This window comes from Actinoallomurus bryophytorum, assembly GCF_006716425.1.
GTDB lineage: Bacteria > Actinomycetota > Actinomycetes > Streptosporangiales > Streptosporangiaceae > Actinoallomurus > Actinoallomurus bryophytorum.
In genome coordinates, this window is record NZ_VFOZ01000001.1 from 1,416,044 (window position 1) to 1,442,173 (window position 26,130).

General features: G+C 70.5%; 17 protein-coding genes. 10 read left to right on the forward strand and 7 right to left on the reverse strand.

Annotation, left to right across the window (positions count from 1 at the left end):
* Window positions 1–46: 46 nt before the first annotated feature.
* The 5 genes from FB559_RS06715 to mfd all read right to left on the reverse strand — a co-directional run bounded on the left by FB559_RS06715 (window position 47) and on the right by mfd (window position 10,275).
* Window positions 47–2,338 carry a penicillin-binding protein gene (locus tag FB559_RS06715; protein WP_141954406.1) on the reverse strand — a complete coding sequence of 764 codons (2,292 nt, stop codon included), beginning with the start codon at window positions 2,336–2,338 and terminating at the stop codon, window positions 47–49.
* A gap of 407 nt (window positions 2,339–2,745) precedes the next feature.
* Entirely contained in the window at window positions 2,746–4,932 is a 2,187-nt protein-coding gene (locus FB559_RS06720; protein ID WP_246121391.1) for a transglycosylase domain-containing protein, read from the reverse strand.
* A 90-nt stretch (window positions 4,933–5,022) separates the two neighbouring features.
* Window positions 5,023–5,958, reverse strand: a complete 936-nt coding sequence (locus FB559_RS06725; protein ID WP_141954408.1) for a nucleoside triphosphate pyrophosphohydrolase — start codon at window positions 5,956–5,958, stop codon at window positions 5,023–5,025.
* A complete protein-coding gene (locus FB559_RS06730; RefSeq protein WP_141954410.1) occupies window positions 5,946–6,671 on the reverse strand; it encodes a hypothetical protein in 726 nt (241 codons plus the stop codon). Before FB559_RS06730 ends, FB559_RS06725 begins: the two co-directional genes overlap by 13 nt.
* 22 nt (window positions 6,672–6,693) lie before the next feature.
* Window positions 6,694–10,275, reverse strand: coding sequence for a transcription-repair coupling factor (gene mfd / locus FB559_RS06735; RefSeq protein WP_141954413.1), 3,582 nt, complete (start codon window positions 10,273–10,275; stop codon window positions 6,694–6,696).
* 183 nt (window positions 10,276–10,458) lie between these two features.
* Here mfd and FB559_RS06740 point away from each other — a divergent pair, with 183 nt between their 5' ends.
* The 4 genes from FB559_RS06740 to FB559_RS06755 all read left to right on the forward strand — a co-directional run bounded on the left by FB559_RS06740 (window position 10,459) and on the right by FB559_RS06755 (window position 15,262).
* Window positions 10,459–11,175 (forward strand): class I SAM-dependent methyltransferase, encoded by a 717-nt coding sequence (locus FB559_RS06740; RefSeq protein ID WP_141954416.1) that lies wholly within the window; start codon window positions 10,459–10,461, stop codon window positions 11,173–11,175.
* A 61-nt stretch (window positions 11,176–11,236) separates the two neighbouring features.
* Complete coding sequence (gene cysC / locus FB559_RS06745; RefSeq protein WP_141954418.1) at window positions 11,237–12,754, forward strand: adenylyl-sulfate kinase; 1,518 nt, start codon at window positions 11,237–11,239, stop codon at window positions 12,752–12,754.
* Window positions 12,755–12,844: 90 nt separating this feature from the next.
* The gene (locus FB559_RS06750; protein ID WP_141954420.1) at window positions 12,845–13,828 is read left to right on the forward strand and encodes a sulfite exporter TauE/SafE family protein; all 984 of its coding nucleotides are present in this window, start codon (window positions 12,845–12,847) and stop codon (window positions 13,826–13,828) included.
* Between the two features lie 162 nt (window positions 13,829–13,990).
* Window positions 13,991–15,262: a hypothetical protein gene (locus tag FB559_RS06755; protein WP_141954422.1), complete on the forward strand. Its 1,272-nt coding sequence runs from the start codon at window positions 13,991–13,993 to the stop codon at window positions 15,260–15,262.
* A gap of 265 nt (window positions 15,263–15,527) precedes the next feature.
* Here the strand turns inward: FB559_RS06755 and FB559_RS46090 are convergent, their stop codons facing one another.
* Window positions 15,528–18,320: a PKD domain-containing protein gene (locus FB559_RS46090; RefSeq protein ID WP_141954425.1), complete on the reverse strand. Its 2,793-nt coding sequence runs from the start codon at window positions 18,318–18,320 to the stop codon at window positions 15,528–15,530.
* Window positions 18,321–18,502: 182 nt separating this feature from the next.
* Between FB559_RS46090 and FB559_RS06765 the strand changes: the two genes are divergently transcribed.
* The 6 genes from FB559_RS06765 to FB559_RS06790 all read left to right on the forward strand — a co-directional run bounded on the left by FB559_RS06765 (window position 18,503) and on the right by FB559_RS06790 (window position 25,297).
* Window positions 18,503–19,579 (forward strand): glycosyl hydrolase, encoded by a 1,077-nt coding sequence (locus FB559_RS06765; protein ID WP_141954427.1) that lies wholly within the window; start codon window positions 18,503–18,505, stop codon window positions 19,577–19,579.
* Between the two features lie 61 nt (window positions 19,580–19,640).
* Complete coding sequence (locus FB559_RS06770) at window positions 19,641–20,984, forward strand: DUF2852 domain-containing protein (RefSeq protein WP_246121392.1); 1,344 nt, start codon at window positions 19,641–19,643, stop codon at window positions 20,982–20,984.
* Entirely contained in the window at window positions 20,981–22,138 is a 1,158-nt protein-coding gene (locus FB559_RS06775; protein WP_141954429.1) for a phosphotransferase, read from the forward strand. Before FB559_RS06770 ends, FB559_RS06775 begins: the two co-directional genes overlap by 4 nt.
* A complete protein-coding gene (locus FB559_RS06780; protein ID WP_141954431.1) occupies window positions 22,135–22,977 on the forward strand; it encodes a sulfotransferase domain-containing protein in 843 nt (280 codons plus the stop codon). Before FB559_RS06775 ends, FB559_RS06780 begins: the two co-directional genes overlap by 4 nt.
* Window positions 22,965–24,383, forward strand: a complete 1,419-nt coding sequence (locus FB559_RS06785; RefSeq protein WP_141954436.1) for a Wzz/FepE/Etk N-terminal domain-containing protein — start codon at window positions 22,965–22,967, stop codon at window positions 24,381–24,383. Before FB559_RS06780 ends, FB559_RS06785 begins: the two co-directional genes overlap by 13 nt.
* The gene (locus FB559_RS06790) at window positions 24,380–25,297 is read left to right on the forward strand and encodes a glycosyltransferase family 2 protein (RefSeq protein ID WP_221639902.1); all 918 of its coding nucleotides are present in this window, start codon (window positions 24,380–24,382) and stop codon (window positions 25,295–25,297) included. The genes FB559_RS06785 and FB559_RS06790 overlap by 4 nt, the downstream gene beginning before the upstream one ends.
* 80 nt (window positions 25,298–25,377) lie before the next feature.
* Here FB559_RS06790 and FB559_RS06795 read toward each other — a convergent pair whose 3' ends face one another.
* A complete protein-coding gene (locus FB559_RS06795; RefSeq protein WP_141954438.1) occupies window positions 25,378–26,079 on the reverse strand; it encodes a hypothetical protein in 702 nt (233 codons plus the stop codon).
* Window positions 26,080–26,130: the final 51 nt, after the last annotated feature.

The following is a 26,130-nucleotide window of genomic DNA, read 5'->3' on the forward strand; positions in this document are numbered from 1 at the left end:
ATTGGGTAACACCACCGGACATGGGACTTCGCCGGTCCCCGCGGGGTCAGTCGTTGGTCGGGCGAGCGCCCGTCGTGTCGCCGATCGGCGGGATGGTCGGGGGTGGGAACGTCGGCGGACCCTTGGTCGGCGGGCCGCCGGGAGGCGGGTTGCCGGGCGGGCCGGGACGGTTCGGACGGCCCTTGCTCACGTAGATGGTCACCGTCGTCCCGGGCTCGACGCGGGAACCCCCGCCCGGACTCGTACGGGCCACCGTGCCCCGCGGGTAGGTGTCGGAGGACACGCTCCCGCCGGTGTTCACGCCGAAGCCCGCCGCGGCCAGCCGTGACCTCGCCGCCGACGCGCTGAGGCCGACGACGTTCGGCACCTGTACGCGGTCCTCGCCCGAGCCCTCGCGGTAGTACTCACTCGGCGGACTGTGGAAGCCGTGTGCGGGGACGCCACGTAGCGCGCCCAGCATGGTCTCGCGCCAGATCGGTGCCGGGACGTCCGACCCGAACACCTCGCCGTAGCAGCGGCCGGCCAGGCAGACGTTGCGCAGGGGGTGGGCGTAGCCGCCGCGCGGGTCGCCGACCCAGACGGCGCTCGCCAAGTCGGGCGTGTACCCGGCGAACCAGGCCGAGGAGTAGTCATCGACCGTGCCGGTCTTGCCCGCCGCCGGGCGGCCGATGCCCATGCCGGCCGCGGTGCCCTGGGTGAGCACGCCGCGCAGTACGTGGTTGACGCCGTCCGCGACGCCCTTGCGGATGGCCTGGTGGCACTTGGCGTCCGGGACCTTCATCTGATGGCCGGCGGAGTCGGTGATCTTGGTGAGGACCACCGGGTCGCAGTACTTGCCGCGGGCGGCGAAGGCCGCGTACGCCGCCGCGAGGCGTACCGGCGAGATCGTGTTGGGGCCGAGGGTGAAGGAGGCGACCTGCTCCAGCGGCTTGCCGTCGGCGCGGCGCATGCCGAGCTTCTCGGCCATCTTCACCGTGTCGCAGAGCCCGACCTGCTTCTCCAGGTTGAGGAAGAAGGTGTTGACGGAGTTCCACGTGCCCGTGACCAGGCTGAACGTCCGCCCGCCCTCTCCGTCGGCGGCGTTGCTCAGTGAGGTCGTCGACCCCGCGTACTTGCCGTCGCAGGCGTGCAGACCGGTGGGTGCGAGGTGGTCGGGTGCGTACAGCCGGTGGCCGAAGGCCATGTCCTGGTCCAGCGCGGCGGCAAGAGTGAAGATCTTGAACGTCGAGCCGGCCTGCATGCCGAGGCTGGTGCCGTGGTCGCCGTCGGCGGCGAAGTTGACCCAGGTCTTGCCGATCTTCTCCGACGGGCCGAGGGCACGGTCGACGGCCATCGCCTTGACGTTGCCCGTCCCCGGCTGGACGAGGACCTCGGCGGACGCCTTGTGGCTGGAGTTCTTCTGCGGCACGTAGTGGTCGACCGCCTGCTGCGCGGCCTTCTGCATCTTCGGGTCGACCGTCGTACGGATGGTCAGGCCACCGCTCTGTAGGAGCAGTTTCCGCGCGCTGTCGGTCGGGCCGAAGATCGGGTTGGTGAGGATCTCGCGCTGCACGTAGTCGCAGAAGAACGGGGCCTTGCTCTCGACGCAGCCGTTCGGCGTCGACTTGACGTGCAGGTCCAGCGGCGTGTGCTCGGCGTCCTCCGCGTCGGAGGCGTTCGCCCAGTGGATCTGGGCCATCCGCGCCAGCACGGTGTTGCGGCGGTCGGTGGCCGTCTTGGGGTTCACGGTCGGGTCGTAGGCGTACGGATAGCGGACGATGCCGGCCAGCAGCGCCGCCTCCGGCAGGGTGAGCGTCGCCGCCGACTTGTCGAAGTAGTGCCGGGCCGCGGCCTCGACCCCGTACGCGCCGTCGCCGAAGTAGGCGATGTTGAGGTAGCGCTCCAGGATCTGGTCCTTGGTGTAGCGCTTCTCCATCGCGACCGCGAGGCGCAGCTCCTTCAGCTTGCGAGCGGGCGTGGTGGCGCGGGCCAGGTCACGCTGCTCGTCATTGCTCGCGGTCTCGACCAGGAGGTTCTTGACGTACTGCTGGGTGATGCCCGAGCCGCCCTGCGTCACCTGACCGGCCACGAGGTTGCTGGCCAGGGCGCGGAAGGTGGCCTTGAGGTCAAGGCCGCCGTGCTCGTAGAAGCGGTTGTCCTCGATCGCGAGGATCGCCTTGCGCATGACCGGGGCGACCTTGTTCAGCGGGACGTCCACGCGGTTCTCGTAGTAGAAGGTCGCGATCTTCGACCCGTCCGCGGCGAGGATGACCGAGCGCTGGGCCACCGGGGGTGTGCTGATGTCGGCGGGGACGGCCTGAAACCAGTTGGCACCGTCCCGGGCACTCACCCCGAGCATCCCGATTGTGGAAAACGCGATAAGGGCCGCCAGCACACCGGCGACCACCCCCGTACCTGCGAGGCGCCAGAGGATTCGGAGGACTCGATGTTGCGGGGCCACCCCAGACGACACGCGCTCAGGGTACGTCCTCCAGTGCCTGCTTTGATCTCACCCGCCTAACAAAACAGATACTTATCCCGCTAGACGGCTCCATAAGTTACAAAGTGCACATTTTTCTGGCGACCGATGCGCGCCCGCCGCGACCGGGCCGCCCCCTTCCGACCTCGCCGAGCACCGCGACGGCCCGAACGGACCGGGCCGCCCAGCCGTAACACGAGCCCCACCTGTCCACATGTGGACGCAACGCTCCAGATACCCCTCCAGGAGTAATCCCACAACGGCCGTCCGCACCACTACGGCTGCTCCTACGGCGGGAACAGCCAGTCGAACTCCGGTCCCAGGCCGTCGTCATCGCGATCGGTCTTGCCGTCGCCCTTCTCGGCGTCGTGCTTTTTGTCCTTGTCCTTGTCCTTGTCTTTGTCCTTGTCGTCCTCCTCCTCACCGCTCCCCTTACGGAAGAAGCCCCCACCGGGCGCGGTGAACCCGTGCTCCGGCACGCCCTGCAACGCCTCCGTCATCGTGTCGCGCCAGATCGGCGCGGGGACGTCCGCGCCGTACACCTGCCCGAAACACCCCTCGCCGAGGCACACGTCGCGCAGCGGGTGCTTGTAGCCCCCGCGCGGGTCGCCGACCCAGACGGCACTGGCCATGTCCGGGGTGTAGCCCGCGAACCAGGCCGAGGAGAAGTTGTCCACCGTGCCCGTCTTGCCCGCCGCCGGGCGGCCGATCTCGTTTCCCTTGGCGGTGCCCTTGGTCAGTACGCCGCCGAGAACGTGGTTGACGGCGTCGGCGACATCGGTGTCGATGGCCTGGTGGCATCCGGCACTCGGCACCTTGACCGGCCCACGTGGGGAGCCGATGCCCGTGATCGCGATCGGCGAGCAGTACTTGCCGCGGGCACCGAACGCCGCGTACGCCGCCGCCAAGCGCACCGGTGAGACCGTGTTGAAGCCGAGGGTGAAGGACGGGTACTGCTGGAGCTTTCCGCCGGTGGCCTTCCGCATGCCGAGCCGGGTGGCCATCTTGTACGTCTCGCAGAGGCCGACCTTGCGCTCGAGCTCGAGGAAGAACGTGTTCACCGAATGCCAGGTACCCGTCATGAGGCTGAAGTCCTTGCCCCCCTCGCCGTCGCCCGCGTTGCCGAGCGCGGTCGTGTCGCCGACGCGGTGACCGGCGCAGTCGCGGAAGCCGGTGGGGAGGAACTCCTTGGGCGCGAAGAGCTTCTGCCCGAACGGCATGTCCTGGCGCAGGGCCTCGGCCAGCGTGAACACCTTGAACGTCGAGCCCGCCTGCATCCCGAGGCTGGAGCCGTGGTCGGAGTCCGCGGCGAGGTTGACCCACATCATGCCGCGCTTGCTGCTGTCGCCCAGCTTCCGGTCGATGCCCATCGCGGTGATCTCGCCCGTTCCCGGCCGGATGAGGACCTCCGCCGCCGCCTTGCCCGAGCTGTTCTTCGGCGGGACGTGGCGGTCCACGGCGTGCTGCGCCGCCTTCTGCATCTTGGGCTCGAGCGTGGTGTGGATCTGCAGCCCACCGCGTTGCAGCAGCGCGCGGCGCTGCCGGAGGGTCTTGCCGAACACCGGGTTGCCCAGAATGTCGCGCTGCACGTAGTCGCAGAAGAAAGGCGCGGAGCTGTTCACGCAGCCGTTCGGCGTCTTGGTGATCCGCAGGTGGACCGGCTGGGAGCGGGCCGCCGCCGACTCCGGTGGCGTGATCACCTTGAGCTCGAGCATGCGGTTCAGCACGAGGTCACGGCGCTCACGTCCGCGTTTGGGGTGCAGGTGCGGGTTGTAGGTCTGCGGCGAGCGTACGATCCCGGCCAGCGTCGCGGCCTGCGCGAGCGTGAGTGCCGCGGCGTGCACGCCGAAGTAGTGCCGTGCGGCGGCCTCGATGCCGTACGCGCCGTCGCCGAAGTAGGCGATGTTGAGATAACGCTCCAGGATCTGGTCCTTGGTGAGCTTCTTCTCCAGGCCCACGGCGTAGCGCAGTTCGCGCAGCTTACGGCCGGCGGTCGGTTCGAGCGCGCTGCGGCGTTCCGCGGGGGAGTCGGCCATCTCGGCGAGGGCGTTCTTGACGTACTGCTGGCTGAGCGTCGACCCGCCCTGGATGACGCCGCCGGCCCGCACGTTGGCGATCACGGCCCGGATGGTGCCTTTGACGTCGAGCGCGCCGTGCTCGTAGAAGCGGCTGTCCTCGATCGCCACGATCGCCCGCCGCATGATCGGCGCGACCTGGCCGATGGACACCTCGACGCGGTTCTCGTAGTAGAACGTGGCGAGCTTGGTGCCGTCGGCGGCGAGGATCACCGAGCCCTGGGGCAGCGCGGGCGTGATCAGGTCGGCGGGCAGCGACTGGAACCCGCGGTTGGCCGCACGGACGCTCAACCCGCCCATGAGGGCGTACGGGAGCACGAGAAACGCCGTCAGGAGGCCCGCGATGAAAGCGACGGTCGCCAGATCACGCAGCCTGACGAGCGTATCTCCCGTTTTCACCCCCACAATCCGCGGTCATCCCCACACGGGTGGTAACCGGAAACCTTGGACGGCGTTTCGTCGGTTATGGGCGCTCTCACGGCTTGATGGCTATTCGCCGGCCGTGTCCTCCCAGGCGCGTACGCGGTCGTGAAAGCGTCTGGCGGCGGCGCGCAGGTCGGCCTCGGGATCGCGGCCCTCGTCACGCAGCCGGGCGACCAGGGCGAAGAGTTCGGCGCCCACGCCCTCATCGGCGAACAGGCCCTCGGGGGCGCCCGCCTTGGCGGCACGCCGCTGCAGCTTGGCGGCCAGGGAGAGGGCCGGCTGTCCCATCGGCACCCCGTGGAAGATCGACGCGTCGTCGCCGCGCTCGGCCGACTTGATCTTGTCCCAGTTGGCGTTGACCTCGTCCGCGTCGGCCACCGTGACCTCGCCGAACACGTGGGGGTGCCGGCGTAGGAGCTTGTCCACGATGCCCTCGGCCACGTCGTCGAAGGTGAAGTCCTCGGCCACCTCGGCGTGGAAGACGACCTGCATCAGGACGTCACCGAGCTCCTCGCGCAGGGCCTCGAGGTCTCCGTTCTCGATCGTGTCGATGACCTCGTAGGCCTCTTCGAGCAGGTACGGGCCGAGCGAGGCGTGCGTCTGCTCGCGGTCCCAGGGGCATTCGCGGCGCAGGATCTCCATCACCGTGACGAGGTCGAGCATGCGCGCGCCCGGCAGGTCGTAGGCCCCGTGCTGGACCTCGACCTCCACCGGATCCTCCATGCCGACCAGGACCGCGCCGACCTCACGCATCAGGGTCTCGTCGCCGTCCTCGGCGGCGATCCAGACCACGCCGCCGCTCACCGCGGCGTGTACGAGCGCACGTGCGTCGGGTGCCGCCACCGACACCTCGATCCCGGCCGCGCGGACGTACGGCAGCTGCGGATGGTCCTCCGACCCGGTCAGGACGCGGCCGGCGGACCGGAGCGTGTCCCACGCGGGCCAGGTGAGCTGCCCCGGCGCGACGCGCGGCGAGGAGGCGAGGAAGATCAGACCTGGCACTTGACCTCACCGGCGGTGTGGTCGGGCGTGCCGCTGTCCGGCGTCGACAGGCGCGGGCAGATCGAGCCGAAACGCATGTCCTTGTCGAAACTGCCGTAGCGCGGGTTCACCGAGATCCTGAGCTTGCGCTGGACGCCGACGAGATCGCCCACCATCCGCTGCTCGGCCATTTGCTCCGCCTGCTGGTCGGCGGTGCCGCCGCCATAGCGCGCCAGCAGTGCCTGCTGGATCATGACGGTGCGTGCGAAGTCATCGCTGTAGCTCGTCGGCAGGCCCTGGGCCACCATGGAGGTGTTGAGCCCCGCCGGCCCACCGGCCTTCGCCAGGAAGGCGTCCACCTGGCCGGGGTTCGGGATGAGGCCCTTCTCGCGGCCCACCTCGTCCCACGACCGGATGGCGATCATCAGGAAGAGCGCGCTGCGCTGGGGCGAGGACGGGTCGAACGGCTTGACCTCGTTCGGGTCCGAAGGCGAAGCCGGCTGACCCTCGGCCGCGGCTCGCGCGTCGGCCTGGGCCTTCTGCACGAGCTGCTGCGCCTCCGGGTACTTCGGGAGCTCCTTCGACCACTGCGTCACGGCGGAGTCGAGCTTCGCGTCGGTGATGCGGTCATGGCCGACGATGGCGGCGGCGCCGGGCTTGAGGGGGCCGCAGGCGGCCAGGGCGGTACCGGCGGCCAGTACACAGACGGCGGCCTTCAGCGACTTACGGAACACGAGTGTCCTTCTCGTTCATGGCTCATTCATTGCCCATCTTGCTGCCCACCGGCTCGGGGAGGAGCAGGGCCTCCACGAGATCGGTGGACCATTTCAGCAGCTCCTGGTCGCGCAGCGGACGCCCGCCCAGCGGAGCGGTCTTGGGCACCGGCACCAGCAGCGTATTGGTCGCGTCCTTGACGATGCTCTTGGGGTACAGCCGCTGCAGGCGTACCCGGCGCGAGTCCGGCAGGCGTACCGGCGAGAACCGGATGTGACCGCCCTGCAGGGTAACGTCCGTCAGCCCGCCCTTCCGCGCCAGGGCGCGGAAGCGCGCCACCTCCAGGAGGTTGAGCACCGCCACGGGCAGCGGCCCGAAGCGGTCGGCCAGTTCCTCGCGTACGCCCTCGATCTCCCCGCTGTCCTGGATGCCGGCGATGCGGCGGTACGCCTCCAGCCGCAGGCGCTCCCCCGGGACGTACTCGTGCGGGATGTGCGCGTCGACCGGCAGCTCGACCTTGACCTCCGGGGTCTCGGCCGGACCGTCCTCGCGCAGCTCGCGTACGGCCTCGCCGACCATGCGGACGTACAGGTCGAACCCGACGCCGGCGATGTGCCCGGACTGCTCGGCGCCCAGGACGTTGCCCGACCCGCGGATCTCCAGGTCCTTCATGGCCACGAACATGCCCGCACCCATCTCGGTGTGCTGGGCGATCGTGGCCAGCCGCTCGTGCGCGGTCTCGGTCAGCGGCGCCTCGGGCGGATACAGGAAGTAGGAGTAGGCGCGTTCGCGCCCGCGCCCGACCCGGCCACGGAGCTGGTGGAGCTGCGACAGGCCGTACATGTCGGCCCGGTCCACGATCAGGGTGTTGGCGTTCGGGATGTCCAGCCCGCTCTCCACGATCGTGGTGGCGACCAGGACGTCGTACTCCTTCTCCCAGAAGTCGACCATGATCTTCTCGAGCTGGTGTTCGTTCATCTGGCCGTGGGCGACGGCGACACGCGCCTCGGGCACCAGCTCGGCCAGGTGCTTGGCCACCTTGTCGATCGATCGCACCCGGTTGTGCACGAAGAAGACCTGGCCCTCGCGGAGCATCTCGCGGCGGATGGCCGCGGCGATCTGCTTGTCGTCGTAGGGACCGACGAAGGTCAGGACCGGGTGCCGCTCCTCGGGCGGGGTGAGGATCGTGGACATCTCGCGGATGCCGGACAGCCCCATCTCCAGGCTGCGCGGGATCGGGGTGGCCGACATGGCCAGCACGTCGACCTGGGTGCGCATCTCCTTGAGGCGCTCCTTGTGCTCGACGCCGAACCGCTGCTCCTCGTCGATGATGACCAGGCCGAGCTCCTTGAACCTGGTCTCGGGCGACAGCAGCCGGTGCGTGCCGATGACGAGGTCGACCGTGCCGTCGGCGAGGCCGCGCAGGGTCTCGGCGACCTCTCCCGCGCTCTGGAACCGGCTGATCGGCTTGATGACGACCGGGAACGCCGCGAATCGCTCGGAGAACGTCGACAGGTGCTGCTGCACGAGCAGAGTGGTCGGCACCAGAACGCCGACCTGCCGGCCGTCCTGCACCGCCTTGAACGCCGCGCGTACCGCGATCTCGGTCTTGCCGTAGCCGACGTCGCCGCAGATCAGCCGGTCCATCGGCACCGGCTTTTCCATGTCGGACTTGACCTCGTCGATGGCGCCGAGCTGGTCGGGCGTCTCGACATAGGGGAAGGCGTCCTCCAGCTCGCGCTGCCAGGGCGTGTCCGCGGCGAACGCGTGCCCGGGGGACGCCTGCCGTGCCGAGTAGAGCCGGATCAGCTCCCCCGCGATCTGGCGTACGGCCTTGCGCGCGCGGCCCTTCTGTTTCTGCCACTCGGCACCGCCGAGCCGGTGCAGGCTCGGTGCCTCGCCGCCGACGTAGCGGGTGACCTCCTCGAGCTGGTCGGTGGGCACGAACAGCCGGTCGCCCTTGGCGTACTCGATGATCAGGTATTCGCGGGTGGCGCCCTGCACCGTACGGCTGGCCATCTCGACATAGCGGCCCACACCGTGCTGTTCGTGCACGATGTAGTCGCCGACGGTCAGCCGCAGCGGGTCGATGCCGCCGCGCCGCCGCGACGGCATGCGCCGCATGTCCTTGGTCGAGGACTTCTGCCCCGAAAGATCGGTCTCGGTGAGGACCGCCAGTTTGACCGCGTCCCAGATGAAGCCGTGGTCGAGGCGTCCGCACGAGACGTGCACGAGCGACGGATCGGGCGGCCCGTCCAGGTCGGCGACCTTCGCGCCGAGTCCCTCCTCGCGGACGACCTCGGCGAGCCGCTCGGCCGGGCCGTGGCCCTCGGTGACGAGCACGACGCGCCAGCCCTCGTGGATCCAGCCCTTGACGTCGGCCATCACGCGCTGGGTGTCGCCGCGGTAGGCGTCCGCGGCGCGCGCCCCGATGCGCAGGGCGTCGCCGTCGGGCTCGCCGGTAACCTCGGTGACCTCGGTCATCTCACCGGTCGCCGCAGAGTATTCAGTGCGGGTCTGCGACTCGACGCTGACGAACGGGGTGATCGTCCGCCAGGGAAGGCCGAGCTCGGTCGCGTGGTCGCGGACCTCCTCCAGGGAGCGGTAGGCGGCACCGCCGAGGTCGATCGGCGCCTCGCCGCCCACGGCGGCGTTCACCCAGGACGCCTCGAGGAACTCCTGGCCGGTGCTGACCAGCTCGGCGGCGCGGGTGCGGATGCGCTCGGGGTCGCAGACGATCACCAGAGACTCGCCGGGCAGCACGTCGAGCAGCAGTTCCATGCGCTCGGCGAGCACCGGCGCGAACGCCTCCATGCCCTCGACCGCGGCACCGGAGGCGATCTGCTCCAGCACGTCGGCGAGCGCCGGGTGCTCGTCGGCCAGGTCCTTGGCGCGCTCGCGTACGGCCTCGGTGAGCGGCAGCTCACGGCACGGCGGCGCCCACAGGCCCTCGGCCGCCACCTCCAGTGAACGCTGGTCGGCCGCCTTGAAGTAGCGGATCTCCTCGACCTGGTCGCCCCAGAACTCCACCCGCAGGGGATGCTCCTCGGTGGGCGGGAAGACGTCGAGGATGCCACCGCGCACCGCGATCTCGCCGCGCTTCTCCACGAGGTCCACACGGTCGTAGCCGGCCTCGACCAGCCGGCGTACGACGACGTCGAGATCGGCCTCGTCCTGCGGCCGCAGGCGTACCGGCTCCAGGTCGCCGAGGCCGGACACGATCGGCTGCAGCACGGCGCGTACGGGGGCGACGACGACCTGCACCGGCCCCGCGGCCGGGTCGTCGGGGTCGCCGTGGGCGAGCCGGCGCAGCACGGCGAGGCGCTGGCCGACCGTGTCCGAGCGCGGCGACAGGCGCTCGTGCGGGAGGGTCTCCCACGCCGGGAAGGCGGCCACACCCGCCGGGTCGAGCAGGCTCGTCAGGGCGGCCGTCAGGTCCTCGGCCTCCCGCTCGGTCGCGGTGACCATCAGCACGGGGCGCCCGCGCCCTCGGGCGAACGCGGCGCCGATGAGCGGCCGCAGCGCGGGTGGCGCGATCAGATCGAGACGCCCGCCGCCCGCGGCGGCCGCCGCGGTGAGCGCAGGATCGGAAGAGGCAACGTCGAGCAGTCCGGAAAGGGTCATGAGCCCATCAAAGGTGAGGCAGCGCGAAACCCCCGAGAGCCGTGGCACCCCGGGGTTCCCAGCTTACGCGCACGTCGTTACCACAACGCGCGGCTCCCGGGCGAACGGGTAAGACGAAACGCACCACACGGACAAAGCCGATTGCGAACACGATCCATAGGCGGGCGACTACTCTCCGGAGTTGTGACCGACCTGCGAACACCGCCGATCCACGACGGTGGCCTGTTCCCAGCACGAGTCCGGGAGTACGCCTACGAGAGACCCCTGCAGCGGCTGGCCATCCTCGACGCCGGCTGCGGATGGGCCGACGAGATCGACCTCGGCCCGGCCGGGGAATCGGTCGAGCGTGCCATCACCGGGATCGACGACGACCTCCCGGCGCTGCGCGCGCACACGCGGACCCGCCGCGACCTCGACAGCTGGCAGCTGGGCGACCTGCGCACCGTACCCATGCCGCCACGGGTGTTCGACGCGGTGCGCGCGTCGCACCTGATCGAGAGGATCTCCCACGCGGAGCTGGTGCTCGACCGGTTCGTCGCCGCGCTGAAGCCGGGCGGCCTGATGGTCGTGCGCTTCCGCGACCGCGACACCGTGTTCGGCTTCCTCGACCGCCGGCTGCCGCACTGGCTGCGGCCTCTGCTGTGGCATTCGGAGCAGCCGCCGCCGGTGGCCTATGACCGGGTCGCGTCCCTGGAGGGAATGCGCTGGTACTGCATGATGCGCGGGCTGGTCATCGCCGAGGAGTACACCTCGCGGGACACCATGACCGGCTTCGGCCGTCTCATGGGGGCCGCGTTCCGCACTTTGTCGCTTCTCAGCCGAAACCGGCTGACTTCGGCGTACAGCGAGGTCACGATGGTGATCCGCAAGCCCGAAAATCGCTTCGCGCGCATCATCTGAGGCGTCCTGTGCAGCGCGTACAGTGCAATGGACAGGCGGTCGAACACGAACGGAGTCCGCGTTGACCACCGAAACCGGCGAGCTGCGCGATCTACCCTCTCTCACGCCGGGCCCGGCCGAGCTGGCCGACCTGGAGCTGCTGCTCAACGGCGCCTTCCACCCTCTCACCGGGTTCCTCGGCGCGGTCGACTCGGCGACCGTCGCGGCGGCCGGACGGCTCGCGGACGGCACCCCTTGGCCGGCCCAGGTGACGCTCACCGTCCCTGAGGACCTCGTCAAGGAGGACCGCCTCGTCCTGACCGACCCGGAGGGCGTGCCGCTGGCCGTTCTCACCGCGACCGAGGCGTGGGAGGAGCCGGCGCCGGCCGAGGGGTTCCCCGAGGCCGACCCGCTGCGCACCTCCACCGCTCCGGGGTGGCGGGTGGCCGGTCCGGTCACGCCGCTGCGCGCTCCCGAGCACGGTCCGTTCCGCGGCCTTCGCCTGCCGCCGGACGACGTACGCGCCGAGCTCGCCGGCGCCGTGACGCTCGCCATCGCGACCCGCACGCCGCTGCACCGCCGCCAGCTGGGACAGCTCCGCCAGCTCGCCGAAAAGCTCGGGGCACGCGTCCTCGTGCTGCCGCTGCTCGGCGAGGGCCACCACGACTCCCTCGTACGCGCGGTGCTGAGCGTCCGCCGTGAGCTGCCGGCGGACACCCTGGTCGTGCCGGTGCCGCTGGCCGAGCGCCCGGGTCGCGACCTGCTGCTCGGAGCACACGTCGCCGCCGCGTACGGCGCGACGCACCTGTTCGCGCCGGAGTTCACCGCGGCCGACGAGGAGGCCGCGCCGCTGGTGCTGGCCGCGCCGGAGCCGTGGGCCTACGACGAGAGCCTCGAGGTGTGGCGGCCCACGTCCAAGATCGACCCCGACCACGTACGCGAGGATCCGACCGACACCGAGCTGGCCGGCCTCCTCGACCGGGACGAGGAGATCCCGGAGTGGTTCACCACTCCCGCGGTGGCGCGGGAGTTGCGGCGCGCCCACCCGCCGCGGCACGGACGCGGCATCACCGTCTTCTTCACCGGACTGTCCGGATCGGGCAAGTCCACGGTCGCGCGCGGCCTGGCGGACGCTCTGGTCGAGCGTGGCGGCCGCACGGTCACGCTGCTGGACGGCGACGTCGTACGCCGCCTGCTCTCGGCCGGCCTGACGTTCTCCCGCGACGACCGCGACCTCAACATCCGGCGCATCGGCTATGTCGCCGCGGAGATCACCCGGCACGGCGGGGTGGCCATCTGCGCGCCCATCGCCCCCTACGCCCGTACGCGCGCGCAGGTCCGCCGCATGGTGCGGGCGGGTGGCGACTTCGTGCTGGTGCACGTGTCCACGCCACTGGAGGAATGCGAGCGACGTGACCGCAAGGGCCTGTACGCCAAGGCGCGAGCGGGCCTCATCCCGGAGTTCACCGGCGTCTCCGACCCGTACGAGGCGCCCGCGGACGCGGAGCTGACCCTCGACACGTCGCGGATGTCCCCCGAGGACGCCGTCGCGCGGGTGTTCGACTACCTCGCCGAGGGCGGCTGGATCCGCCTCGGCTGAGCGGCTCCGACCTGCCAGGAGTCCGGGGCCGCATGTTCGCCGGAGGGTATGATTGGTGCAGTTTGCCCAGTTTGCCGGTAGGACATACAGATGCACTTCGATTACACGATGGCGGCGGGTGCGCTGCTGGTCTCGGTCATCGTCGGCCTGACCGGTATGGGCGGCGGCGCCCTCATGACCCCGATGCTCACCGTGTTCTTCGGTGTGCCACCACTGGCCGCGGTCTCGAGCGACCTCGTCGCCGCCGCGATCATGAAGCCGGTCGGCAGCCTCGTGCACCTGCGCCACGGCACCGTCAACCTCCGCCTCGTCGGCTGGCTCTGCGTCGGATCGGTGCCGTCCGCGTTCTGCGGCGTCCTCATCGCCCGCGCGCTGGGCGACGGCAACGAGGTCCAGAACGTCATCTCCAAGGCCATGGGGGTGGCCCTCCTGCTGGCCGCCGCGGGGCTCGCCATCCGCGGCTACATGGCCATGAAGGACCGGGCCTCGCGGCGTACCGACCGGCGCACGGCCGAGCCGGGATCGCCCGCCTCGACGGCGCCACCGGTCATCACCGTACGGCCCGTGCCCACGGTCCTGGTCGGGATCATCGGCGGCCTGAGCGTCGGCATGACCTCGGTCGGATCGGGATCGCTCATCATCGTGACGCTCCTGGCGCTGTATCCCGCGCTCAAGGCGAACCAGCTCGTGGGCACCGATCTGTTTCAGGCCGTGCCGCTGGTGTGGGCCGCCGCGCTCGGCCACATCCTGTTCGGCGACTTCCAGCTGGAGGTCACGACCGCACTGCTGGCCGGGTCCATCCCCGGTGTGATCATCGGCTCCCTGATCTCGGCGCGCGCGCCCGGCGGGCTGATCCGGCGGATCCTGGCGTTCGTGCTGCTGGCGTCCGCGCTGAAGATGTTCGGCATCGGCAACCTCACGCTGCTCTGGACGCTGGCCGCAGTGGCCGCCGGGGCCGGGGCGGCATGGATGCTGATCCGCACCGCGCACGGCCTGCGCCCGCTGCCCTCGCTTCGCCCGGCCGCCGAAGCGGCCGGCGAGGAGACTCGTCACGACCCGGTCGCCCGCCCTTAGCCGGTCGGCCGGACCCGGTCGCTCCCATTTCACATCTTTCACAGCAAGAACGTCGATCACGGGCAACAATGAGGTCTCGATCGATCCCCTCACGCAAAATCTCGTCCACGGGCTGTGATAGACAAGCTCGGTTCACGGGTGAAGAAAATTGGGAGCAAAGCCATGCGCCGACGCGTGCTCAGTGCGGCCTCAGCCGTCATAGCCGCCGCAGCCGTCACCGCGGGGGCCACCGCGCCTGCGGCCGATGCCGACATCGCGCAGAGCGCGGTCGTCTCGGCGAACCCGGTCAACACGACGCCGAACGTCACCGACGGTACGGTGCGCGCCATCGCGGTCGTCGGGACCAAGGTCGTTGTCGCGGGTAACTTCGACCACGTGCAGAACGCCGGGTCGACCACGAACATCGCGCGGCACAACATCTTCTCCTTCGACTCCAAGACCGGGAAGGTCGACACCAAGTTCGTCCCGAAGGTCGACGGCACCATCTACGCGCTGCAGCCGGGCACCTCGGGCAGCGTGTACGTCGCCGGTTCGTTCACCAACACCAACGGCGCGGGTCTCGGCAGCCTGACGAAGCTCAACGTCGCGGACGGCAAGGCCGTCAAGGGCTTCAACGCCCGCATCGGCCACGGCCTCGTCTTCGCGATGATCCGGCGCGGCAGCCACGTCTACATCGGTGGTGAGTTCACCACGGTCGCCGGCGCGACGCACGCTCCTCTCGCCCGGGTGGACGCCACGACCGGCAAGGCCGACGCCAAGCTGAACCTCTCGGTGACCACTCCGCGCCAGGGCGCGCTCAAGATCTACAAGCTGGCGGTCGACCCGGACGACACGAAGCTGGTCATCGACGGCACCTTCACCAAGGTGGCGGGTTCGCGCCGCTACCAGATCGCGATGATCAACACCACGGGCACGCCGAAGCTGAGCACCTGGGCGACCGAGCGGTACTCCACCCCGTGCAGCTCCTCCTTCGACACCTACATGCGCGGCATCGACTTCGCACCGGACGGCTCGTACTTCGTGGTCGTCACGACCGGCGCGCCGCACGGCACGAGCCAGCTGTGCGACTCGGCGGCCCGCTGGGAGAGCAGCAAGACCGGCGCCGGCCAGAACCCCACGTGGGTGAACTGGACCGGCGGTGACACCCTGCTGTCCGTCTCGGTGACCGGCAAGGCCGTCTACGTCGGCGGCCACCAGCGCTGGCAGGACAACCCGCAGGGCCACGACAGCGCCGGTGCCGGTGCCGTCTCCCGTCCGGGCATCGCCGCGCTGAACCCGACCGGCGGCAAGGCCCTGTCCTGGAACCCGACCCGCACCCGCGGTCACGGCGTCGAGACCCTCGTCGCCACCTCCAGCGGCCTGTTCGTGGGCAGCGACACGGACGAGCTCGGCCACGAGTACCACGGCCGCGTGGGGATGTTCCCGCTCTCGTAGCCCGCGCCTCCACCGCCCCTGGGCGGAGGACCTGAACACGACGACGCCGCCGGACCTCGGTCCGGCGGCGTCGTTCTGTTAGGAGTACTCGGCGCCGATCCGTGCTCCGAGGAGGTCTCGCCGCACGTCCGGCCGAGCCGTTCCGGGCTCACCGCCGCGTTCACGGTGAGCCCCCGCAGCCGTCGCACCTTGCGGCGGGGTACGGCTCAAAAGACGGAGGCCGGGCGGTGGATCTCTCCGCCGCCCGGCCTCTGCCGCTATCTCGTCACTGGTTCGGTGCCAGCACGATCGTCCACGTCAGGGCGCGGCTCGCCGCGTCCGTAGTGGCGTTCAGGCCGCCGTACGTCCCGGTGGAGACCGTCCCGCCGGTGTCGGCGACCAGTGAGGTGACCCGCCCGCTGCCGCTGCCGATCGAGGTGCCTCGTGCGGTCACGCCGCTCGGGGCGTTCCACGCGCCGGTCGTGGACGACTTGTCCGACCAGTACGACACCACCCAGCTGCCGGCCACCGAGACCGTCGCCGTCGGCGAGGTGTGCGACGTGGTGGTGGCCGCGTCGCCCGCCTTGGTGGCGGTCGCCACCGGCGCCGTGAGGCTGGTGCCCCGATAGGCGAGGACCCGCAGGTTGACCTTGGCGAAGTCGCTGAGGCCCACCGACACGGTGTGCCCGGCGTCCGCCGCCACCGCGACGCGCTGCCAGACCGTGGACACGGCCGTGCCGACCGTCTGGGTGCCGACCTGCTGCCAGCCGGCGGGCGGCGTGATGGTCCTGGTCGAGTCGTTGGACGTGAGCGTAAGCAACAGCCCGTCCCCGGCCTGGACCGCCGCGGGAACCGTCACGGTCGCGTTCGTGGTGTTGGCGTTGTACACGTCCGTGCCCACGTAGTCGATGCTCGCCGCGTTCGTGTGCACCTGCTGGGAGGCGGTGCCGGTGCCGCCACGGTCATCGGTGACCGTGAGCTTGACGGTGTAGGTGCCCGCCGCCGCGTACGTGTGCTGCGGTGTGGCGCCCGTGCCCGTCGAGCCGTCGCCGAAGTCCCAGGCGTAGGACGTGACGGACCCGTCCGCGTCCGTCGAGCCGGTGCCGTCGAAGCCACAGGCGAGGTGCGTGCAGTCGGCGGTGAACGCGGCGGTGGGCGGGGTGTTGGGGACGCCCGCGTACAGGAACACGCCCTGGCCGCGCCAGTCACCGTCGTCCACGACCGCGGGTGTGCCCGACGGCACGCCGCCGGCGAAGTCCAGGCTTCGCAGCTTCCCGTCGGAGGTGCTGACGTAGTACAGCTTGCCGCCGGCGGTGAACATGCCGCCTACCGTGCTCCAGTCGACGCCCGGCAGGTTGCCGCTCGCGGCGACCTCCAGCGCCGCGACGACGCCGCTCTCGGGGTTGAAGCCGCGGTAGTAGAGGGACGAGGTGCCCCGCGTGTAGTACAGGCGGCCGTCCGCGTAGAACATGCCCTTGACCGACTTGACCTGGTTGTGCCAGTCGGTCTCGCTGACCAGCGCGTCGGCCCCGTCGACCGCCGTCGCCGTCCCGAACGTGTGGCCGTCGAAGGAGCGCCGCGACAGCGCACCGGTCGAGGTTCCGGTGTAGAGGTCGTTGTTGATCATGAAGGCGCCGCGGATGGTGCGCCAGTCGATCCCACCGGTGTCGTCCGTGGTGACGGTGCCCGCGGTGGTGCCGTCGAAGGAGCGGTGCCCCAAGGAGTTCACCGTGGCCGTGCCGCCCGAGTAGACGTTGCCGGGCAGTGTGCCCGTGTACTGCGTGGGCAGTGCCTCACCTCCGGCCGTCGGGAACATCGCGATCTTCTGGTGGGTCTCCCCGCCGGTCTCGTCGGTGTCACTGGCCATCCACAGCCCCTGCGAGGTGGCCAGCAGGTCGAAGACGCCGACGCCGCGGGTCCGCCCCGGATTCCACTGGAACGGCATGCCGCTGGCCGGGTCGAGCGCGGCGATGCCGGAGCGCTCGACGGCGCCCTGGCCCGGCGAGTCCGAGCCGAACGGGTTGTTGGACCAGCGGAAGTGGCCGCCGATGTACACCGCGGACTCGGTGACCTCGACCGCGTACGTCGTGTCGCCGCCCGTGTAGGTCGTCCAGGTGGGCTGGAGGTTCGTTCCGGTGGCCGCCGTCTCCCAGCGGGACTGCGTGTCGCACGGCTTGGAGGTGCCGCCGGCCGCTCCGGTGGTGGAGACGACGAAGAACCTCCCGTCCGGTGAGACGTCGACGTCGCGCATGTAGGAGTCGAAGGACACCGAGCAGTCGGCGGCGTACCGGCTCGTCTGCCAGTCGGCGAGCTGCGCCGTCGAGCCGGTGAGGTTCAGCATGACGATCTGGGGCCGTGACTGGCCGCCGACCGTGGTGAAGTTGCCGACCGCCATCAGCTTGGAGCCGTCCGGCGTGACGTCCATCTTGTAGACGAGTGTGGTGCCGTCGTTCTGCGTCCCGGCGAACGGCAGGCTCTGGAAGGCGTCACGCCGTCCGGTGTCGGGGTTCAGCGTGGCCAGCGCGTTCTGGGCCACCCCGTCCACGAGGTCGAAGTTGCCGCCGATCCACAGCCGTCCGCCCGCCAGGCGCAGGTCCTTGACCCGGGCGTCGACGTTGGGCGTGAATCCGGCGACGGGCTGGCCGGTGTCGGCGTCGAGCCGCGCCAGGACCTTGTGCGCGACGCCGTCGATGTGGGTGAAGAGACCGCCGAGATAGATCGACTTGCCGTCGGCCGCGGGCAGCAGCGCGGTCACCTCACCGTCGACGGACGGCTTGAAGGAGTCGTCGATCGCGCCGGTGGTCGCGTTGAAGGCGAGAATCCGGTCACGGTCGACGACCGTCGACGAGCCGGCCGCCTTCACCTGGGTGAAGTTGCCGCCGATGAAGATGCGGTCGCCGATCTGCACGACCGACTGGACGTCACCGTCGACGAGGTTGGGCGTGAAGTCGACCGGGTTCGCGCTGACGATCTTGTTGGGCTGGCCGGCCGCGTGTGCGGGCGACCCTGCCGTCGTGGTGACGAGACCGGCTGCCAGCAGCAACCCGGCCCCACCTGCGATGAAACTGCGAAGGCGCACGTGGCTCTCCTGTTTCCGCGCGCCCTCACCCGGCCGGGCGGGGGAGGCCGCCGAGGGAGCTTGATTAGCGTGCGCAAGCAATCTAACGGTTCCGGTCGGTCGATAGATCACCTTCTGGTCTCATATATCCGTTACACGGCTTCCGCCACTCTCCCAGGCAGGGGTCGTTATAGTGCGCTGCCATGGACAGACGTATGCCCGGGACCGCCGCACGCACCGTGCTGGCCGTGGTGACGGCGGCGTCGCTCGTGGCGTGCGCCTCCGGCGCGGGCGGAGACGACGCGGCCGGTGACGATCCGTCGGGCAGTGCCGGACCGGGGAAGTGCACGGTCTCGGCGAAGCTCGTCCCCTCCTGCGGCGCGTGGTGGGGCGTCACCCCGGTGATCGGGGCGCGTCAGGACCCGGCCGCGGCCGTACGCGACTTCGAGCGGAAGACCGGCCGGACCGTGGACATCTACCACGGCTACCACACGGGCCCTGAGCTCTTCCCGACCGCCAGCGAGATCGGGCTGACGCGCGAGTCCGGCAAGCACCGCATGCTCGTCCTCAACTGGAAGCCCGACGACGGAAAGACGTGGAAGCAGGTCGCCCAGGGCGCCGCCGACGCGCAGATCGCACGCGAGGCCGCGTACCTCAAGACCCACTTCACCAAAAAGTTCTGGCTGGTCATCCACCACGAGCCGGAGGAAGAGGTCAAGACGGCGCCGGCCTCGGGTAAGACCGCCGCCGACTACCGCGCGATGTTCCGCCACGTCGTGTCGGAGTTCCGTGCCGACGGAGCGCGCAACATCCTCTTCACGATGGTGTACATGGGCTACAGCGGCTACATGGTCAAGCCGTGGTTCAAGGACCTGTACCCCGGCGACAAGTACGTCGACTGGATCGGCTTCGACCCGTTCGCCAAGTCCAACATCAAGGACTACCCGGCCCTGGTGAACAAGGTGGCCGCCGCGCAGCAGAGCCTGGGCTTCCCCGGCTTCTACGACTACTCGGCGAAGTACTTCCCGGACAAGCCGCTCATGCTCTCCGAATGGGCCGTCCTGGAGACCCCGGGCGACCCGGGCCGCAAGCCGGCCTTCTTCCGCGACGTCGCGAAGGAGTTCGCGAACTACCCGCGGATCAAGGCGCTGGCGTACTACAACACGACCCACGCGGTGAACATGCCGGACGGCGGCGACACGAGCGTCGACGCGACGCCGGACGCACTGCGCGCCTTCAAGGCGCTGGGCAAGTCGCCGGAGTTCAAGGTAAAGCGCTGAGCACCGGCGGCTGCGGGTTAGTCTCTGATTTCCGCAGGCGACACGAGGACAGGGCTTCAGGGTGGGCACAACGAGGGTCGTCCCGGCACGGGTGATGGCGAGGCCGGCCGTGTGGCGGCCCCGGCCCGGCTGGCCACTGGCCGTGATCTTCCTCGGCTTCCCCGTCTGGTGGCTGCTCGGCCTGGGCATGCTGATCTTCCTGATCATGAGCGTGCCGATGGCGGTCTACCTCTACAAGCGACGCTCCCGCCTGCTCGTCCCCCGCGGCTTCGGCGCCTGGCTGCTGTTCGTCGGCTGGGTGGTCCTCGGCGCCGGAGTGCTGTGGGCGAACGCGCCCGGCGCCGTACCCGGCGGGAGCATGGGACGGCTGCTCCCGTTCGCCTGGCGCATCGCCTGGTACGCCGCCTCGACGATCGTCCTGCTCTATATCGCGAACCTCAGCGACGAGGAGTTGCCCGCCGACCGGGTGGGGCGGCTGCTGGGCTACATGTTCGTCGTCACGACCGCGGGCGGCCTGCTCGGCACGTTCGCCCCGCACCTGCACCTGACCTCGCCGCTCGAGCTGCTGCTGCACACCCACAACACCTTCCTGCTCGACGCGATCCACCCGAAGACCGCCGACGTCGCGACGATCCTGGGGTACGAACAGGCGCGGCCGATGGCGCCGTTCGCCTACGCCAACACCTGGGGCGCCGCGTACGCCTTCTTCCTGCCCTTCTTCGTCATCACCTGGATCTGGCGGGCCGAGCGCCGTCGGCGCATCGCCGGCATCCTCATTCTTCTCGCCTCCCTGTGGCCGGTGGTCTACTCCCTCGACCGCGGCCTGTGGATCGCCCTCGGCGTCATCGTCGGCTTCGCCGGACTCAAGATGGTCGCCCGTGGCGGCCGGCGCGCACTGCGGCTCGTGGTGGCCGGCCTCGCCGTCGGTGCGCTCGTCTTCCTCGTCTCGCCACTGCCCGACATGATCCAGGCGAGGATCCAGAACCCGCACAGCAACAACCGCCGTACGCTCCTCGCCGAGCAGAGCGTGCGCAGCGCGCTGACCGGCTCGCCGATCGTCGGCTTCGGCACGACGCGTGCGGTGCAGGGCAACCTCAGCTCCCTGACCGGCGGCGACCGGCCGGGCTGCAAGGCCTGTGGCGCGCCGCCGCTCGGCACCCAGGGCCATTTCTGGCTGCTCCTGTTCGCCAACGGCGTCGTCGGCACCGTGGCGTTCGGCGCCTTCTTCCTCACCCGGTTCGCCCGGCACTGGCGTGAGCGGTCGGCGTACGGTGTCGCCGGCTGTTGCGTGCTGCTGGCGTTCGGGCTGTTCCTCTTCATCTATGACCTCGTGGAGGTCCCCCTGTACACGGTCATGATCGCGGTCGCGCTGATGTGGCGTGCCCGGCGAGAGGCGGACGCGTGAACCCCCACCCGGACGGACAGCGGTCGACGGCGTGGGCGGACGCGGTCGCCCGGCTCTGGCCCGACGCCGACGTCGGCACCGGACGCGACCCGGGAGCCGTGCGCGAGTTCGTGTTCCTGCCCAACGCCGAACACCCGCGGCTGCTGCTGCCCGCCGGCCGGCCGGCCGCCGCGGCGGCCGCACTGCGCCGCTACAGCCATGACCTGGGCGTACGGCAGCGCGTCACGCGCGCGCTGACCGCGACGGCGGTACGCGCGGGGCTGGCCGACCGGGTGCTGCGCGACCGGCTGCTCGTGACCGGTGCGGGCGAGTCGATCGAGGACCGGCTGGGCGAGCTGCTGGGACGGCAGGTCGTGGTCAGCGTCGGGCTCGGCTCCGAGCGCGCCAACCGCAAGCCGATCCTGCACGTCCTGACCCCGCGCGGCGAGCCGCTGGCGTTCGTGAAGGTCGGCGACACCGCGATGGCCCGCGACCTGATCGAGGGCGAGGCCGCCGCGCTGGCCCACCTCGCCACACGCTCCTTCCACCAGCTCGCGATACCGCGGGTCCTGCACCACGGTGAGTGGCGCGGGCTGCACCTGCTGGTGCTCACTCCCCTGCCGACCGGCGCGCTGTCGGCCCGGTCGCGGCGCGGCGCCCCGGTCGCCGCGATGCGGGAGCTGACCGGTGCGACGCATCGGATCCCGCTGGCCGAGAGTGCCTTCTGGTCCCGCTTCGCGGACGTGCCGATCGACGATCCCGACCAGGGGAAGCGGCTGTCGGACGCGGTCGGGCGCATCGGCGAGACGTACGGCGGCGACGAGGTCGCGTTCGGCGTCTGGCACGGTGACTGGACCCCCTGGAACATGGCCTGGCACGGTGGCCGCGTCCAGCTGTGGGACTGGGAGAGGTTCGACCCGGAGGTCCCCGCCGGGCTGGACCTGCTGCACTACCGGTCGCAGACCGGGGGCGGCTACGGCACCTGGCCGGACCCCGCGATCCTCGCCCCGCTCGACCAGCACGGGCGTACCGCCGCGATCAGCACCGAGCTGTACGTCCTGGAGCTGACCCGCCGTTACCTGTGCGCCGCACAGGGCGAGCTGGGCGAGCCGCTGCGCCCGCAGGCGGCCGCCCTGCTCGACCTGCTCTACACCAACGCCGGGAGGACGGCATGATCTCGCGACGCGACGCTCCCCAGTGGGTGAAGGAGGGCGGCAGGACGGTCAGCCGTACGGCCGGGCGGCTCAGCTCCGGCCTGCGGATGCTGCCGGACTTCCTGCTGGTGGGCACGCAGCGGGGCGGCACGACCTCACTTTTCCGCGCGCTCGCGCCGCACCCGGAGGTGGCCCCGCCCAACCTCCACAAGGGCGTGCACTACTTCGACGTCAACTACGCACGCGGCCAGGACTGGTATCGCGGGCACTTCCCGCTGCGCCGCGGCTCGCGCCTCGCGTTCGAGTCGGCCGGCTACTACATGCATCATCCGCTGGCCCCGGAGCGCATCGCCGCCGACCTGCCCGGCGTCAAGCTGCTGGTGCTGCTGCGCGAGCCCGTCGAACGCGCCTACTCCGCGCACAAGCACGAGGTGGCACGCGGCTTCGAGACCGAGACGTCGTTCGAGCGTGCCATCGAGCTGGAGCCCGAGCGCCTCGCCGGTGAGGCGAGCCGGATCAGGAACGAACCCGGCTACCTCAGCCACAGCCACCGGCACCATTCCTACCTCGACCGCGGGCACTACGCCGAGCAGCTCGAAGTGCTGTTCAAGCTCTTCGGCCGTGACCGGGTGCACGTGGCGTTCGCCGAGGACTTCTTCTCCGAGCCCGAGCCCTGCTACGACGCGATCGTCGACTTCCTGGGCCTGCCCCGCTGGCGCCCGTCCGCGTTCGAGCGGCACAACGCGCGGCCCGGCTCGCCGCTGCCCCCCGGGCTGCACGAGCGCCTGACCGAACACTTCGCGCCGCACGACGATCGCCTCACCGCCCTGCTGGGCGAGGTCCCGCCGTGGCGTCGCTGACCTCCGCACGCGAGACACCCCTCGTCACCGCGCCGGATGACGAGGTGCCGGTCGACGCCGTACGGCTGGGCCGCTACTCGGGCTTCGTACGCCGCCAGTGGCCGGTCCTGATCGTCGCCGTCCTCCTCGGCGGCCTGGGCGGCACGCTGCGGTCCGCGGCCATCCATCCCACCTACACCGCGACCGTCACCGTGCTCACCCCACCGGTCGCGGTGGAGTCCGGCCTGCCGCCACTGACGGACGGCCCGTTCGCGCCGGTCGACCAGCAGCCCGTCCTGGACACCATGGACACCGAGGCGCAGCTGGTGCAGTCGGGTTCGGTGCTGGAGCAGCTGAAGAAGGTGCCCGGCTTTCACGTACCGGCCGACCAGCTCGCCTCGCGCGTCACGGTGACCGCCTCGGCGTACTCCCGCGTCCTGGTCATCGGCGTCCGCGCCGGCCGGCCCAGCAACGCCCGTCAGGGCGCCCACGTGATCGCGCACACCTTCATCAAGCTGCGCGACCGGGTGATCGGGGACTACCAGACGCACGGGCGCCAGGCGATCAACCGGCGGCTCGTCGTCCTGCAGGCCGAGCTGAAGGCGATGCCGTCCGCCCCGAACGAGCTGGCGCGCATCACGGCGCGCACACGCCGTCAGGCGATCCAGCGGCAGATGATGGACGCGCAGAAACAGCTGCGGTACACCGACCAGTTCGCCCAGGTCATCCGCGCGCCCGCCAAGCCCACCCATCCCGACGACCCGGGCTCGGCCGTCAACCGCACCTCCGGAATGGGAGTCGGGCTCCTCGCCGGGCTCGTCGTCGGCCTGGTACGCGACCGGCGGCCACGCCGTCTCCGGTACGCCCGCGACGTACGGCGGCGGATCCCGGTGCCGATCCTGACGGACACCGGGCGGGAGGGTCTCGCCGACTCCGGGAGGCGGCTGCGCAACCTGGCGTTCGGCGACGACGCGCGTACCGTCCTGGTCACCGGGATGCCCGGCGACACCGCCGATGCCGTCGCGATCAGCGTGGCCGCGGCCTTCGCGCACGGCGGCGCGCCCACCACGCTCCTGCGGATGGCGCACGAGCAGTTGCCGGCCTACGTCCCCGTCGAGCCGCCGGACGGGCTCGACGATGATCTGGGCGCGTTCCGTGTGGTCGCGCTGGCCGCCCACGACGGCGACCGCGGGCTGGCCGCCGCCGTCGACAACGCTCACCACGGCGGGGGTGTCGTCGTCATCTCGGGGCCCACGCTCGACACCGCAGAGGCGGTCACCCTGGCCGCCCTGTCCGACATCACGCTGGTGACCATCGCGCTCAAGGAGATCACGGACCGACCGCTCATCGCGGCCATCTCCCACCTGATCAGCGCCGGCGCTCCCCCGCGCGGACTTGTGATCACTCATCGAAAAGGAGCGTCGTGAACCAGGAGTTCCCGTCCGTCTCGGTCATCATCGCCACGCACGACCGGCCGCAGTTGCTGGCCAAGGCGATCGAGGCGGTACGCGCGCAGGACTACGCGGGGCAGGTCCAGTGCGTCGTCGTCTTCGACCGGAACGAGCCGGACGCCACGCTCGTACGCACGGATGCGTCGCGCCCGGTGGTCGTCGTCACCAACGACCGGACGCCGGGCCTGGCCGGAGCGCGCAACGCGGGAGCCGCCGCCGCCTCGGGCGAGCTGCTGGCCTTCTGCGACGACGATGACGAGTGGCTGCCGGCCAAGCTGCGGCTCCAGGCCGGGCGCCTGGCCGAGACCGGCGCCGACGTGGCGGTGTCGGGCATCCACGTCAGCTACGGCGACAAGACCATCACCCGCGTGCCGCGGCCGGAGGACGTCACCCACGCCGAACTGCTGCGCCGCCGGGTGATGGAGGCGCACCCGTCCACGGTCGTCGTACGCCGCACGGCGTTCCTCGGCAAGATCGGCCAGGTGGACGAGGAGATCCCCGGGAGCTACGGGGAGGACTACGACTGGATGCTGCGGGCCGCCGCCGCCGGGCCGATCGCGGTCGTGCCCGAACCGCTCGTCACCGTGCTGTGGGGCCAGACCTCGCACTTCAACCGCAAGTGGCGCACGATCAGCGACGCGCTGCAGTACCTGCTGCACAAGCACCCGGCGTTCGCCGACGACCCACGCGGCCTCGCACGCGTCCAGGGCCAGATCGCCTTCGCCCACGCGGCCCTCGGCGAACGCTCTGCGGCTCGCACGTGGGCCCTGCGGACTCTGCGCAACTCCTGGCGCGAACGCCGCGCGTACCTCGCCCTGCTCGTGTCACTACGCGTGCTGAGCGCGGACCGGGTGCTCCGCCTCGCGCACGCCACCGGCAGGGGAGTCTAGGGATCCTCAGCGGTCCAGGGGACGCCCTCAGGCTTCGAACGCCGTCACGCTCAGGCGCGACGGACGTGAGGGGGCGGGCGTCAGTCGAACAGCTCCGCGACGGACGTAGCGACGACGGCACGATCGAGCCAGGCATTGAGCTGCCGCAGATCAGCACACGCACTGATCCGCGCACGAGCCTCTTCCGGCACCTCGATCCCCCGGGCGGCCAGCACGCGCAACACCGCCTCGGCCTCGCCTTTCGCCCGACCCTCCGCCAGGCCTTCGTCCTTGCCGCGCCCGAAGTGTTCACGGGCGAAAGGGCTGTAGACCGGCCACGTCGATGAAGTCATGATCTCTCCTAGAACGCATCGAACCGCAGGCGCGGCCATGTTGTAAGCGTATTCATAGTACTGCGGAGCGTGTTCGGGCTTCATGAGTCCTAACCCGCCTACGAATCCCTCGATCACCGGCCTTCGTCCCCCATGTGCCATCACCGACAGCACGGCCATCTCGGGACGGGCGGCCGCGTCTTCCGGGTCGGTGATGGCGGGAATCTCCCCAGGTCCGAGCACCTCGGCACGGAAGACATAGCCGGGAAGATCGGTCGATATCGGCGCGGTATACCAGGCCGCCGCGTCGGAATCGGGACAAACGCACAGGACGGTTACCGGACAGCGCAGTGATAACCAGAGCGCGGCCGCGTACCGGGGTAGCTGACCACGCTTGGAGGTCGATCTTTTCTGCTGGACCTCGATGATGATCCCGTGCAGCGGCTCCCGAGGAGGGCCCACCGTGATCACCGTGTCAGGCTGGAAGTCCTTGGACTAAATACATGGCGTAATTACGCCTGC